We start from the raw sequence: 13,553 nt of genomic DNA on the forward strand, positions 1-13,553 counted from the left end.
ACGCGGGTCCGCCGTATCCCGGCTGGGGGCAGGGGTACGTGCCGCTCAACCGGCCGGCCCCCGTCAACGGCGTCGCCATCGCCGCGCTCGTGCTCGGGGTGATGTGCTTCCTGCCGGCCGTGGGGCTGATCCTCGGCATCATCGCGCTGGTGCAGATCAAGAAGCGCGGGGACCGGGGCAAGGGCATGGCGATCGCGGGTGCGGCGCTGTCCTCGGTGGGGCTCGCGCTGTGGGTGGTGGCGCTGGCCACCGGTGGCGTCTCCGCCGCCTGGGAGGGGTTCAAGGAGGGCGCGAACGGCAACAACAGCCTCTCGCTCGCCAAGGGCGAGTGCTTCGACGTACCGGGCGCGACCTTCGACGAGGACGTCTACGACGTCGACAAGGTGCCCTGCTCCGGCGAGCACGAAGCCGAGGTGTTCGGCACGGTCCCGCTGTCCGGCAGCTCCTACCCGGGCGACAGCCGCGTCAGCGACGTCGCCGAGGACAAGTGCTGGAAGCTCCACGAGAGTTACGCGATGGACCCCTGGGCCCTGACCGACGAGGTCGACATCTACTACCTCACGCCCACCCGCGAGAGCTGGAGCTGGGGCGACCGTGAGATCACCTGCGTCTTCGCCCACACCGACGAGGGCGGCACCCTCACCGGTTCGCTGCGCGCCGACGAGAGCACCCTCGACGCCGACCAGCTGGCCTTCCTGAAGGCGATGGCCGCCGTCGACGAGGTGCTCTACGAGGAGCCCGAGGAGTACGCGGAGGAGGATCTGGAGGGCAACCAGACCTGGTCGGGCAAGGTCGCCGCGGTGACCGCCGCGCAGGCGAAGGCGCTGGGCGCGCGCTCCTGGTCCGCCGACACCAGCGGCGCCCTCGCCGACCTGGTGAAGGACATGCGGGAGGCGAGCAAGGAGTGGACCGCCGCGGCCGAGGCCACCGACGTGGACACCTTCTACGAGCACTACGACAGCGCCTACGACTTCGTCGACGGCGACACGACCGTCACCGCCCGCGAAGCTCTGGGACTGGCCACCACCCCGCCCGTCTACGACGAGGACTCCGAGGGCGGCAGCGGGGGCACCGGCGGCGGCGGGAGCGACGGTGGCCTCAAGGTGTGATGACGTCCATAGCGGGGAGAAAGTGCCTGCGTAAAGCCTCTCCCACGGATAAGTCATCACATCGAGTGATTCCCTGGCCTTTGCTTGCATGGCCGAACCCACGGTTGCCACGCTGTTGCTGTCTGTACAACCTGATGGGAGCGGCCAGTGACATTCGGTGAGCAGCCGGCGTACCTGCGCGTCGCGGGTGATCTCCGCAAGAAGATCGTCGACGGCTCGCTGCCCCCGCACACCCGCCTCCCCTCCCAGGCCAGAATCCGCGAGGAGTACGGCGTCTCCGACACCGTCGCACTGGAGGCGCGCAAGGTGCTGATGGCCGAAGGCCTGGTCGAGGGCCGCTCCGGGTCCGGGACGTATGTGCGCGAGCGGCCGGAGCCGCGCCGGATCGCCCGCTCCGGCTACCGCCCGGCGAACGGGGCCACACCCTTCCGTCAGGAGCAGGCCGAGGTCCACGCGCGCGGGACCTGGGAGTCCAGCAGTGAGCAGACGGCGGCGAGCCGCGCCGTCGCCGAGCGGCTCGGCATCCAGCCCGGCGACCGCGTGATGTGCACGAGGTACGTCTTCCGGGAGGGCGGCGAGGCGATGATGCTCTCCACCTCCTGGGAGCCCCTCGCCCTCACCGGCCGTACGCCCGTGATGCTGCCCGAGGAGGGGCCGCTCGGCGGCATGGGCGTCGTCGAGCGGATGCGCGCCATCGACGTCATCGTGGACAACGTCACCGAGGAGGTCGGCGCCCGTCCCGGCCTCGCCGAGGAACTCCTCGCCCTGGGCGGTGTCCCGGGCCATGTGGTGCTGGTCATCCAGCGCACGTACTACGCCTCGGGCCGCCCGGTCGAGACGGCCGACGTGGTGATCCCGGCCGACCGGTACCGAGTGGCGTACCACCTGCCCGTGAAGTAGCCGGCCCCGGGTGGGCGAGCGAGGGGGGTGAAACAGCGCACACCCTTGCGGCAGTTGCCCCCGGAAACCCCCGCACGCCCCGCCTCTCACGGGCCGTCGGAATCCGGTCGTTTCCCGTCGTTCCCGCAGGTCGTCCCCCAGGTGCCCGGCAACCCGCCGACCGGAGGCGTCACGGCGCGCGCACGGCGCGTTCGGTCTCGTGCGCCCCCTGCGTTCTGGCTGGTTGCGTACCTCTTTGTGTAAAGCCGTGTTCGGTGCGTAAAGGTAAGGCGTACGCTCGGGCATATGCGGAGTGCGGTTTCCTCAAAGGGCGAGGCGCGGGGCGGGTCGCGGACAGGAAGCGGAGGGGCGCGATGAACGACAGCACCATCGCTCTGCCCTGGCTCGTCGTACGTCAGGACGACAACGGCAATCGCTACCGCGTCGGCCGGTACGCGACCCGTGCCGAGGCCCAGAAGATCGCCGACAGTCTCGACGCCCGCGGACACAAGCAGCTCTACTCGGTCGAACGCGTCGGCCAGAACGGGGACAGTGTGCGGAACTGACCCGGGCGGACGTCCCGCAGTCATCCCCCGGACGTCCCGCCGGCCCCCCGCGGGCGTCCCGTAGGCTCCGGCGCATGACGCAACGCGAACCGACCGTGGTGGTCGCCGCCGCCCTGCTCGACGGCGATCGCCTGCTCGCCGCGCGCCGCAGCGCGCCCCCGGAACTCGCCGGCCGCTGGGAGCTGCCCGGCGGCAAGGTCGAGCCCGGCGAGCGGCCCGAGGCGGCCCTGGTACGCGAACTGCGCGAGGAACTCGGCGTCGAGTGCGAGGCCGTCGAGCGCGTCCCGGGGGAGTGGCCCCTGAGGCCGCCCTACGTCCTCCAGGTGTGGACGGCGCGTCTGCGCCCCGCCTCTCCCGCCCCCGCCGCCCTGGAGGACCACGACGCCCTGCGCTGGCTCACCCCGGCCGAGATCTGGGACGTCGCCTGGCTCGACCAGGACGTCCCGGCCGTCCGCGAGGTGGTCACCCGGCTCGGCAGCCGCGCGCGCTGAACCCCTTTCCCCGGCGCCCGCAGGGCTCTGGGTGGCACCCACGAGGCTTTCGCGGCGCCCGCTCCGCGCCCTGTACGCCCTCGGTGCCACAGTGCGCACCCCGTACGCCCTCGGTGCCACAGTGCGCCCCTCGGGCGGTAATCGGTAGGTCATATCGGGTATGGGCCAATTAACCCTGCGAAACCGGACACCGATAGACCTCGCTGGCCTGGGAAGTGATCGGCGTGAGCGACACCGAAGGCGACTGCGCCGAGTGGACGTTCCCCGCTGACCCGGGCGCGGTGCGCACGGCCCGTGGCGCGGTGCGCGGGCAGTTGCGCGGTTGGGGGCTCGACAGCGTCGGGGACGTCGCCGCCCTGCTGGTCAGCGAGCTGGTGACGAACGCGATGCGGCACGCCACCGGCCCCATCGGGGTGCGTCTGGTCCGCCCGGCCGGCCTGGACGGCGTGCTGCTGGTGGAGGTCTCCGACCCGCTGCCCGACCCGCCCCACGAGCGTGTCGCCCGGCCCGACGACGAGAGCGGCCGCGGGCTGCAACTCGTGGCCGCCTCCTCGCGCCGCTGGGGCAGTCGGCCGGGAAGCGCGGGGAAGACGGTCTGGTTCGAACTGACCGTGCCGGAACGGGGGCGGGACATCCGCGCGTGACCCGCGCGTCAGGACTCCCGCAGACCCGTGCTCCAAGGTGTGATTCGACGACGTGTCCGCTGGTTAGAAGACTGGCAGTGTTGTCGCGGCACGGTCCGAAAAATGCCTGGACCGTGCTGTGATCGTGAACACCGTGCCGCGCGGCGCCGTAGTGCTGGATACTGCGGGCAGCCGCCATCGGTGACCGGTGCCGGGCGCGGTGAGCTGGAGGGGACGGTTCGCGTGAGCGAGATACCAGCGAGGGCCACGGAGTCCGAGGACCCGTCGGACGGCGCGAGGGCTGAGGCCGCGGGTGCGCGCGCAGCCGATACCGGGCACGGTCTCGTCGGCGAGGGCGCCCTCGCCGACGGCGAGGCCCTGTGGCAGAGCAGTCCGCCCGGCTCCATCTACGACTACATCAAGGTCGCGTCGTTCTCGATCGGCCCCGACGGACTCGTCGACCAGTGGAGCCTGCGCGCCGAGCAGATCCTCGGGATCCCGGCCGAGCGGGCCGTCGGCATCGACCCCATCGACGCGTTCGTCGACCCTGACCTGCGTGACATCGGCCAGCGCAAGATGGCCGAGATCCTCGACGGCCGGGAGTGGACCGGTGTCGTCCCCTTCCGGATGCCGGACATGGCGGACGGCCGGCGCGGCGAGGAGGGCCTCGCCGAGGTGTACGTGATGCCGACGCGCACTCAGGACGGCGAGAGGGCCGCCGTGTGCATCGTCGTCGACGTGCGCACCCTGCGCAGCATCGAGACCGATCTCGCCGCCTCGCAGGCTATTTTCGGTCAATCCCCGTTCGGTTTCGTGCTGATCGACCCCGATCTGCGGGTCCGTCGCGTCAACCACCGGTTCGCCTCGGTCTTCGGCGGCACCCCCGACGACCACCGCGGCAACGGCGTGCACGACTATCTGCCCCGCCCCGAGGCCGAGCGGGTCACCGCGATCCTGCGCCGGGTGTTCCAGACCGGTGACGCCATCACGGACATGCACATCACGGGGTTCGTGCCGGGCAACGACGAGCGTCGCCACTGGTCCATCAACCTCTACCGGGTGCGCAGCGGCAGCGGCCGCCCCATCGGCATCGCCTGGCTCGGCACCGACATCACCGCCCGCCGGGCCGCCGCCCGCGAGGCCGCCGCCGCACGGCGCAACCTCGCCCTGCTGAACGAGGCGGGCGCCCGCATAGGGAACTCCCTCGACCTGGAGACGACCGCGCGCGAACTCCTCGACGTCGTCGTGCCCGGCTTCTGCGACCTCGCCACCGTCGACCTCTACCAGGGCCTCCTGGCCGGCGACGAGACCCCGCCCGGACTGGCCGACGGCAGTGCGGAGTTGCGCCGCGTCGCGTTCTCCTCCGCGGTCTCCGACGCCCCCTTCATCGGCACCGGGGCGCCCGTCGCGGTCGGCGCCGTCCACCACTTCCCGTTCAACTCGCCCTGCGCGGACGCGCTGCGCACCGCGCGCCCGCAGTCCGTCCCCGGCGAGGGCGGCCTCGTGCAGTCCACCCTCGCCGTTCCGATGGTCGCCCACGACACGGTCGTCGGCCTCGCGCAGTTCTCGCGGACCAAGGGCAGCGAGCCGTTCGGGGAACGGGACCGTGATCTGGCGGTGGAGCTGGCGGCGCGCGCGGCCGTCTGCATCGACAACGCCCGGCTGTACCGGCGGGAGCACGAGCGCGCGCTGATACTGCAACGGTCGCTGCTGCCGCCGGGCGACCCGGTCGCCTCCGGCCTGGACATCGCCTGCCGCTATCTGCCCGGCAACGCCTCCACCGGCCGGCCCAGCGAGGTCGGCGGCGACTGGTTCGACGTCATCGAACTGCCCGGCCACCGCACGGCGCTGGTGGTGGGCGACGTGATGGGCCGCGGCCTGCGCGCGGCGGTGGCCATGGGCGAACTCCGTACGGCGGTCAGGACCTTGGCCCTGCTGGATCTCGAACCGGCGGAGGTGCTGTCGGCGTTGGACGAGATCGCCCGCGGCCTCGGCACGCCCGGCGGTGTCCAGCAGGCCACCCGCGCCGCCCGCCGGCCCCGTGAGGCGGACCTGTCCGAGGTGTACCTCGCGACGTGCGTGTACGCGGTGTACGACTCCGTCACGCGCCGGTGCACCTTCGCCAACGCGGGCCATCTGCCGCCCGTCCTGGTCGAGCCCGGCGAGTCGGCCCTGATGCTCGACGTGCCGCCGGGCATGCCGCTCGGTGTCGGCGGGGAGCCGTTCGAGGAGGTCGAGGTCGAACTCCCCGAGGGCGCGCTGCTCGCGCTGTACACCGACGGCCTGGTGGAGTCCCGCGACCACCCGCTGGACGAGGGGCTCCAGGCCTTCGTCAGCGCGCTCGCGGACGCCAACCTGCCCCTGGAGGACGTCTGCGACCACGTCCTCAACACGCTCGACACCCATCACGGCGAGGACGACATCGCCTTGCTGATGGCACGTGTACAGGGGCTGCCCGCCGAGTCCGTCGGCGACTGGACGCTGCCGCGCGAGCCGCGCAGCGTGGGCCGCGCCCGTGAGTACGCCCGCGGCCAGCTCCTCAGCTGGGGCCTCGAGCCGCTCGTCGACACGACGGAACTGCTGGTCAGCGAGCTGGTGACGAACGCGCTGCGGTACGGCGAGGGCGAGATCAGGCTTCGGCTGCTCCTCGACCGGACCCTGGTCTGCGAGGTCTGGGACGCGGGCCTGGTCCAGCCCCGCCGCCGGCGCGCCCGCGACACGGACGAGGGCGGCCGCGGCCTGCAACTGGTCGGCCTGCTCTCGGCGGCCTGGGGCTCCCGCCGCACCGGCCGGGGGAAGACGGTGTGGTTCGAACTGCCCCTGCCGGACGGCGAGACGGCACTGACGGATCCGGCGGAGGCGCTCCTCAGCCTGTTCTGACGGCCCCTGCGAGAGCCCGGCGTCGGTGGCTGCCCCTGCGAGGGCCCGGTGTCGGTGGCTACTCGGGGTCGGCCGGAGGGGCCGTCGGGGCGGCGAAGCCCGTGGGGGCGCCGTCCTCGGGGTCGTCGGGCGGGAGCAGGCCGCCCAGGACGGCGCCGGCGGTTCCGGCGGTCGGCCCGGTCCCCAGGGCGCCGGAGCCCGCCGCGGTGAACGGGTTGCCCCGCACCCGTACGTCCTGTTCGGCCAGTTCTCGCGCCTCCAGGGCCAGGGTGTCGGCGCGGGGCGCGTCGCCGGCGAGGAGCCGGCGGGCCTCCACCAGGCGGGTGCGGGCCGGGGCGTCGACGGCGGCACGGTGGGTGGTGACGAAGTCCGCCGTGGCGGCGGTGGCGCTGCGGGCGACGAGGTGGGCGGCGGTGGCCACCACACCGGTGCGGGCCGAGGCCGGCGGCACGGTCGCCCGGACGATCCGGCGCAGCACGCCGACCGGGTCGTGGGGGCGGCCCTCGGTCAGTTCGTGGCGTACGGAGGCCAGGACGGCGTCGGCGTGCGGCAGCCGGGAGAACGCCTCGCCCTCCGACCCGGCGGGGCCGCGCGCCGACGCCAGCTCCGCCTCCGCCCCGGTGAGCACCGCCGGAATCATCGCCTCGGCCTCCCGCAGCTCGGCGGCGAGCCGTTCGACGCCCTCGACGAGGACGGCCGCCTGGGCGATGGCACCCTCGGCGGCCCGCAGATGCCGGGCCGCCGCAGCGAGCCGGCCCGAGTCGTCCTCCTGGCGGGCCCGGTTGAGGCGGTCGGTGGCGAACACCAGCCGGTCCTTGGCCTGTTCGACGTTCCCGGCGACGGCGGCGCTCGCGGTGGCCGCGTATCGCGCCCGCAGGCCGGCCAGGAGCGACTGGGCCGCGGCGGTACGGCCCGTCAGCTCACGGAACCGCCCCTCCGCCACCACCAGCGCCTCACCCACACCCTCCTCCAGCCCCCGCAGCCGCCCGAAGTCCCCGGCCACCGCGTCCAGCCGCCGCCCGGCCTCCTCGCACCGCCCGATGATCCCGGCGAGCGCGTGCCGCCGGGCCGCCGGCTCCTCCGGTATGCCCTCGTCGTAGCGCTGCCGCATCCGGAACGCCGCCGCGGCCTCCGCCTCGGCGTCCTCCAGCGCCCGGGCGAACGGCGCCACGGCCTCCTCGCCGAACCGGGCCCGGGTGAAGTCGAGTTCGGTGCGCGCGGACCGTATGCGGTCGTCGGCCGCGACCAGGGCCGCTCCGGCCCGTTCGTCCAGCTCGGCGGAGGGCGGCACGGAACCCGCGGGGGGCGGGACACCGGCCGTCCCGCCGGGCGTGGTCCGGTCTCGGGCACGCCGGACGCGGCGCAGGTAGCCGTACCCCGCGAGCGCGCCCGCCGCGCCGACCGCCAGCAGCGGCAGCACCAGATCGGCGGTGTCGGTGGGGTCCTGCGGCGGCGCCGCGACGACGGACGTCGAACGAGTGATCGCAACCGGCGTGTCCGTTCCCGTCGTCATCCCCGGCAACACCAGCCACACCACCCCGGCCGCACCGCCCACCACGGCGTGCGCCACCCGCACCGACAGGTGCGATCCGGCGCGCCGCGGCCGGCCTCGGAACACGGGCGACGTCACATGGTGGAGCGTATGACCGCACCTGCGGGCACGCGACCGGGGCGCGTCCCCCGGAGGACCGGAGCGGCACCGCGGCACGGGGCGACACGGGAGGGGCCCGGCATGAACCGACCGAAGGACACGGCCGCACACACGGACGCCGAGGCGGGTGACACGGAGGAGCAGTCTGCCGGTGCCGAGGCCGGTTCCGACGTCAGCGCCGGTGCCGGTGCCGGTGCCGGTTCGCGCGACGAAGCGGCGGCTGCCGAGGGCCGGCCCGACCGGCGGGATGCCGAGGGACGGCCCGCCGCCCCCGGGGAAGAGACGGCCGCCGAGGAACGGCCTCCCGCCTCCCGGAGAAGGCGGCGGCTTCGCCTGGCCCGCCGTGTCGTGGCCGGTCTCGCGCTGCTGATTGCTGCCCCTGCTCGCCGCTCTCACCGCCCTGCGCGTGAACTACATGGGCGACCCGGCCGAGGGCACGTACACACGCGGTAAGGACGCCATCTGGCTCGGGCACGCCTGGGTCGACGGGCGGAAGAAGGACGCCGACGTCAGGGCGCTCGCCGGCCGGCTGAAGGACACCGGCATCCACGACCTGTACGTCCACGCCGGCCCCCTGGAGCACGACGGCACGCTGCCCAGGACGCGCTACGCCGAAGCCGGCTGGTTCATCGCCGCCGTCCACCGGGAGATGCCCGGCATCCGCGTCCAGGCCTGGCTGGGGGACGTCCTCGCCGGCGAGGGCCCCGACGGCATGCGGCTGGAGCGGGCGGCGACCCGCGCGGCCGTCGTGCGGTCCACCCGCGAGATCCTCGCCGCCGGCTTCCAGGGCGCCCACTTCGACCTGGAGCCCCTGCACTCCGACGACCGGAACTACCTCACGCTCCTGGACGCCCTGCGCCGTGTCACCGCCGCACAGCGCGCCCCGCTCTCCGTCGCCGCCCACCAGATCGACCCGCTGCCCGGCTTCCACTCCTTCTGGGGCGCGACCACCGGGCACCCCAAGTGGTGGTCGCAGGAGTTCTTCGGGCAGGTCGCCCGCCGCGTCGACCAGATCGCCGTCATGTCGTACGACACCATGCAGCCGCTGGAGGGCACCTACGGCGGGTACGTCGCCCAGCAGACCGCCCTCGCCCTGGAGGTCACCCCGCCCACCACCGACCTGCTGATGGGCCTGCCCTTCTTCCACGAGAACCGCTTCGGCCACTGGGCGCACGCCGAGACGGTCCCGGCGGCCGTCCGGGGCGTCCGCCTGGGCCTGTCCCGCACCGACGCCGGCCGGGCGAACTTCGGTGTCGCGCTGTACGTGGACTTCGCCGCGACCGAGGACGACTGGACCGCGTACCGGAAAGGATGGGTCCGGTGAGCCGACCACGACAGCACCTCACCCCCACCGACCTGGCCCCCCTCGCCCGCGCGGCCCTGGGCGGCCACCGCACGCTCGTCGGCGCCACCCGGCTGCGCGGCGGCACCAGCAAGGGCGTCTACCGGCTGGTCCTGGACGACGGCGTGACGGCGGTCGCGTACGTGTGGGCCCCGGACGAGGACTACTGGAACCACTCAGGGGCGCCCGCCCGGGCCGCCGCCCCCGGGCTCGGCCCGTTCACCGCCGCCCACGAGCGACTGGCCGCCGCCGGCGTGCGCACGCCCCGGCTGCTGTTCGCCGACGGCACGGGCCGGCACCTCGCGGCGGAGGCGGCGGTGGTCGAGGACGTCCGGGGCGGCAGCCTGGAGGAGGCCCTGGCCCGGGACCCGGACGAGGCGGCGCCGGTCCTGGACCGGCTGGCCGGCGAACTGGCGGCGCTGCACGCCTGCGAGGGCCCCCGGCCCGGCGAGGTCGCCGTCGTCGACGCGGGCGGCGGCACGCCCGGCGGCTCCCGCGTCGACAGGGCCCGGGAGGCCGCCCTGCGCGACGCCGCCAAGGCCGCCCGCCGGGACCCGCGCGCCGCCGCCGCGCACACGGCTGTCGACGAGCGGGTGCGGGCCCTCGCCGCGGCCGTCGGGCCCCGCTCCCGGCACCGCCTGCTGCACGGTGAACTCGGTCCGGACCACGTCCTGGTGACCCCCGACGGCGCCCCGGTCCTCATCGACATCGAGGGCCTCGTCTACGGCGACGTCGAGGAGGAACACGTCTTCCTCGCCCTGCGGTTCGGCCCCTGGTACGACCGGCTGCGCACCCCCGGTCTCGACCCTGACCGCATGGCGTTCTACCGTCTGGCCATGCACCTCTCGCTCGTCGCGGGCCCGCTGCGACTGCTGGACGGCGACTTCCCCGCCCCGGAACCGATGCGGGCCATCGCGGAGTCGAACCTGCGGCGCGTTCTGGAGCTGGTGGCGTCATGACCGATGCGTACTGGATCACGCTCGGCGTGAGCTGCGCCGCCGTGACCGCCGGTCTGGCCATGGGGATCGCCGCCGTCGCCAGGGGCTGGGTGCCGCGCTGGGGCCGGCGGAAGATCCTGCGGCCCACGCTGTGGGGCTACGGCACCCTCGTGGCCGCGGCCGGATGGGCCGGGTTCACCCTGCTCGGCCCGGTGAGCCCGCACCCCTTCTCGTACCTCCCGTGGGCCACGCTCGGCCTCGGCATGTTCCTGGTCGGCCTGATCATGCAGATCGTCGCCACGGACCCGCCCCGCCCCCGCAGCCACCAGCGGGACCCGGCTCGCTAGGGCACAGGACGTCTAGGGCCGCCGGCGCCGGATCCGCGATCCCAGCCACACCAGCGGGTCGTACCTGCGGTCGACGGCCCGTTCCTTCAGCGGGATCAGCGCGTTGTCGGTGATCTTGATGCCCTCGGGGCAGACCTCCGTGCAGCACTTGGTGATGTTGCAGTAGCCGAGGCCGTGCTCGTCCTGGGCCGTGCGCTTGCGGTCCAGGCCCGTCTCCTCGGCCGCGTCCAGCGGGTGCATGTCCAGTTCGGCGATCCGCATCAGGAAACGCGGGCCCGCGAACGCCGTCTTGTTCTCCTCGTGGTCACGCACCACATGGCAGGTGTCCTGGCACAGGAAGCACTCGATGCACTTGCGGAACTCCTGCGGGCGGTCCACGTCCTCCTGCGTCATCCGGTACTCGCCCGGGCCGAGCCCGGCCGGCGGCACGAACGCCGGGACCTCCCTGGCCTTGCGGTAGTTGTAGCCGACGTCCGTGACGAGGTCGCGGACGACCGGGAAGGCCCGCAGCGGTGTCACCGTGATCGTCTCGTCGCGGTCGAACACCGACATCCGGGTCATGCACAGCAGCCGGGGCCGCCCGTTGACCTCCGCCGAGCACGAACCGCACTTGCCGGCCTTGCAGTTCCAGCGGACGGCGAGGTCGGGGGCCTGGGTGGCCTGGAGGCGGTGGACGATGTCGAGGACCACCTCGCCGTCGTTGACCTCGACCTGGAAGTCCTCCAGGCCACCGCCCGACGCGTCGCCCCGCCACACCTTGAACCGGGCCTGGTAGCCGCTCATTCGTACAGCTCCTCTTCGGCGAGGTACTTGACCAGCTCCTCCTTCTGGAAGAGGGCGAGCAGGTCGGGGCGGATGGGGTCGGTGGACTCACGGGTGAGGGCGATCTGCCCGCGCACCGGGTCGGCGGCCGCCGACCCGCCCGTGGGGTCGGCCAGCCGGCACAGCAGGTTGATCCGGCGCCAGGACCGCTCCATCGCCGGGTGGTCCTCACGGGTGTGGCCGCCGCGCGACTCCGTGCGCTCCAGCGCGGCCCGGGCCACGCACTCGCTGACCAGCAGCATGTTGCGCAGGTCGAGCGCGAGGTGCCAGCCCGGGTTGAACTGGCGGTGGCCCTCCACTCCGGCCCGCCGGGCCCGTACCCGCAGCTCGGACAGCTTGTGCAGGGCCTGCTCCATCTCGCCCTGCCGGCGGATGATCCCCACCAGGTCGTTCATGGTCTGCTGGAGTTCCTGGTGGAGGGTGTACGGGTTCTCCGGCGGGCGTCCCGGCTCGTCGGCGGAGCCCTCCGCGGAGAAGGGCCGCAGGGCCTCCGCGGCGGCGGCGTCGATCTGCGTGTCGTCGACCGGAGGGCGCGCCCCGGCCAGGAGCGCCGCGTACTCGGCCGCGTGCAGCCCCGCCCGGCGGCCGAAGACCAGCAGGTCGGAGAGGGAGTTGCCGCCGAGCCGGTTCGAGCCGTGCATACCGCCGGCCACCTCCCCGGCCGCGTACAGCCCCGGCACTCCGCGCGCGGCGGCGGTGTCGGAGTCGACGGCGATGCCGCCCATCACGTAGTGGCAGGTCGGCCCGACCTCCATCGCCTCCGCGGTGATGTCGACGTCCGCCAGCTCCTTGAACTGGTGGTACATGGACGGCAGCCGCCGCTTGATGACCTCGGCCGGCATCCGTGTGGACACGTCGAGGAAGACACCGCCGTGCGGGGAGCCGCGGCCCGCCTTCACCTCGGCGTTGATCGCGCGGGCGACCTCGTCGCGCGGCAGCAGCTCCGGTGGCCGCCGGTTGGCGTCGGGGTCGTCGTACCAGCGGTCGGCCTCGTCCTCGGACTCGGCGTACTTCTCCTTGAAGACGTCCGGGATGTAGTCGAACATGAACCGCTTGCCCTCGGAGTTCCTCAGCACCCCGCCGTCGCCGCGCACCGACTCGGTGACCAGGATGCCCTTCACCGACGGCGGCCAGACCATGCCCGTCGGGTGGAACTGCACGAACTCCATGTTCAGCAGCGGCGCCCCGGCGAGCAGGGCCAGCGCGTGGCCGTCGCCGGTGTACTCCCACGAGTTCGACGTCACCTTGAAGGACTTGCCGATGCCGCCGGTCGCGATCACCACGGCGGGCGCCTCCAGGACGAAGAACCGGCCGGACTCGCGTTCGTAGGCGAAGATGCCCGAGACCCGGTCGCCGTCCTTGAGGACCCGGGTGACCGTGCACTCCTGGAAGACCTTCAGCCGGGACTCGTAGTCGCCGGTCTCGCGGTGGTCCTCCTGCTGGAGCGCGACGATCTTCTGCTGGAGGGTGCGGATCAGCTCCAGGCCGGTGCGGTCGCCGACGTGGGCCAGGCGCGGGTACTCGTGGCCGCCGAAGTTGCGCTGGGAGATCCGGCCGTCCTTCGTACGGTCGAACAGCGCGCCCCAGGTCTCCAGCTCCCACACCCGGTCCGGGGCCTCCTGGGCGTGCAGCTCGGCCATCCGCCACTGGTTGAGGAACTTGCCGCCGCGCAGGGTGTCACGGAAGTGGACCTGCCAGTTGTCGTGCTCGTTGACATTGGCCATCGCCGCCGCGATGCCGCCCTCGGCCATCACGGTGTGCGCCTTGCCGAACAGCGACTTGCAGATCACGGCCGTCCGGGCGCCGCGCTCGCGCGCCTCGATGGCGGCCCTGAGGCCGGCGCCGCCGGCCCCGACCACGACGACGTCCCACTGCTGCCGGTCGACCACGGACATGCGAAGGCCC

11 protein-coding genes and 1 pseudogene are annotated in these 13,553 nt (G+C 73.5%); 9 read left to right on the forward strand and 3 right to left on the reverse strand.

The window, feature by feature from the left end; genetic code table 11:
- The 6 genes from ALMP_RS39135 to ALMP_RS39160 form a co-directional block, all read left to right on the forward strand.
- Positions 1-1,109, forward strand: a 1,109-nt coding sequence (locus ALMP_RS39135) for a DUF4190 domain-containing protein (RefSeq protein ID WP_264936745.1), incomplete at its 5' end; no start/stop codon positions are given.
- Between the two features lie 147 nt (positions 1,110-1,256).
- Entirely contained in the window at positions 1,257-2,009 is a 753-nt protein-coding gene (locus tag ALMP_RS39140) for a GntR family transcriptional regulator (RefSeq protein ID WP_264936746.1), read from the forward strand.
- A 353-nt stretch (positions 2,010-2,362) separates the two neighbouring features.
- Positions 2,363-2,554: an SPOR domain-containing protein gene (locus tag ALMP_RS39145; RefSeq protein WP_264936747.1), complete on the forward strand. Its 192-nt coding sequence runs from the start codon at positions 2,363-2,365 to the stop codon at positions 2,552-2,554.
- A 74-nt stretch (positions 2,555-2,628) separates the two neighbouring features.
- Positions 2,629-3,045 carry a (deoxy)nucleoside triphosphate pyrophosphohydrolase gene (locus ALMP_RS39150; protein ID WP_264936748.1) on the forward strand — a complete coding sequence of 139 codons (417 nt, stop codon included), beginning with the start codon at positions 2,629-2,631 and terminating at the stop codon, positions 3,043-3,045.
- Positions 3,046-3,260: 215 nt separating this feature from the next.
- Positions 3,261-3,689, forward strand: coding sequence for an ATP-binding protein (locus ALMP_RS39155; protein WP_264936749.1), 429 nt, complete (start codon positions 3,261-3,263; stop codon positions 3,687-3,689).
- A 222-nt stretch (positions 3,690-3,911) separates the two neighbouring features.
- Positions 3,912-6,548, forward strand: coding sequence for a SpoIIE family protein phosphatase (locus tag ALMP_RS39160; protein WP_264936750.1), 2,637 nt, complete (start codon positions 3,912-3,914; stop codon positions 6,546-6,548).
- A gap of 58 nt (positions 6,549-6,606) precedes the next feature.
- Here ALMP_RS39160 and ALMP_RS39165 read toward each other — a convergent pair whose 3' ends face one another.
- Complete coding sequence (locus ALMP_RS39165; RefSeq protein ID WP_309299601.1) at positions 6,607-8,178, reverse strand: hypothetical protein; 1,572 nt, start codon at positions 8,176-8,178, stop codon at positions 6,607-6,609.
- Positions 8,179-8,280: 102 nt separating this feature from the next.
- On the opposite strand from ALMP_RS39165, the pseudogene ALMP_RS39170 reads away from it, so the two are divergent.
- The 3 genes and pseudogenes from ALMP_RS39170 to ALMP_RS39180 all read left to right on the forward strand — a co-directional run bounded on the left by ALMP_RS39170 (position 8,281) and on the right by ALMP_RS39180 (position 10,826).
- A pseudogene (locus ALMP_RS39170) lies at positions 8,281-9,523 on the forward strand (hypothetical protein).
- Positions 9,511-10,500: a phosphotransferase family protein gene (locus ALMP_RS39175; protein WP_264936751.1), complete on the forward strand. Its 990-nt coding sequence runs from the start codon at positions 9,511-9,513 to the stop codon at positions 10,498-10,500. The pseudogene ALMP_RS39170 and the gene ALMP_RS39175 overlap by 13 nt, the downstream one beginning before the upstream one ends.
- A complete protein-coding gene (locus ALMP_RS39180; protein ID WP_264936752.1) occupies positions 10,497-10,826 on the forward strand; it encodes a hypothetical protein in 330 nt (109 codons plus the stop codon). Before ALMP_RS39175 ends, ALMP_RS39180 begins: the two co-directional genes overlap by 4 nt.
- Before the next feature lie 12 nt (positions 10,827-10,838).
- Here ALMP_RS39180 and ALMP_RS39185 read toward each other — a convergent pair whose 3' ends face one another.
- The gene (locus ALMP_RS39185) at positions 10,839-11,609 is read right to left on the reverse strand and encodes a succinate dehydrogenase/fumarate reductase iron-sulfur subunit (protein ID WP_264936753.1); all 771 of its coding nucleotides are present in this window, start codon (positions 11,607-11,609) and stop codon (positions 10,839-10,841) included.
- Positions 11,606-13,543 carry a fumarate reductase/succinate dehydrogenase flavoprotein subunit gene (locus tag ALMP_RS39190; protein WP_264936754.1) on the reverse strand — a complete coding sequence of 646 codons (1,938 nt, stop codon included), beginning with the start codon at positions 13,541-13,543 and terminating at the stop codon, positions 11,606-11,608. The genes ALMP_RS39185 and ALMP_RS39190 overlap by 4 nt, the downstream gene beginning before the upstream one ends.
- Positions 13,544-13,553: the final 10 nt, after the last annotated feature.

Origin of the sequence: Streptomyces sp. A012304 (assembly GCF_026008495.1) — a bacterium.
Taxonomy (GTDB): Bacteria; Actinomycetota; Actinomycetes; order Streptomycetales; family Streptomycetaceae; genus Streptomyces.

Bases quoted from the DNA above. Each gene is read 5' to 3' on its own strand.
- ALMP_RS39145 (WP_264936747.1), top strand. From the start codon at position 2,363: ATGAACGACAGCACCATCGCTCTGCCCTGGCTCGTCGTACGTCAGGAC.
- ALMP_RS39150 (WP_264936748.1), top strand. From the start codon at position 2,629: ATGACGCAACGCGAACCGACCGTGGTGGTCGCCGCCGCCCTGCTCGAC.
- ALMP_RS39175 (WP_264936751.1), top strand. From the start codon at position 9,511: ATGGGTCCGGTGAGCCGACCACGACAGCACCTCACCCCCACCGACCTG.
- ALMP_RS39180 (WP_264936752.1), top strand. From the start codon at position 10,497: ATGACCGATGCGTACTGGATCACGCTCGGCGTGAGCTGCGCCGCCGTG.
- ALMP_RS39185 (WP_264936753.1), bottom strand. From the start codon at position 11,609: ATGAGCGGCTACCAGGCCCGGTTCAAGGTGTGGCGGGGCGACGCGTCG.
- ALMP_RS39190 (WP_264936754.1), bottom strand. From the start codon at position 13,543: ATGTCCGTGGTCGACCGGCAGCAGTGGGACGTCGTCGTGGTCGGGGCC.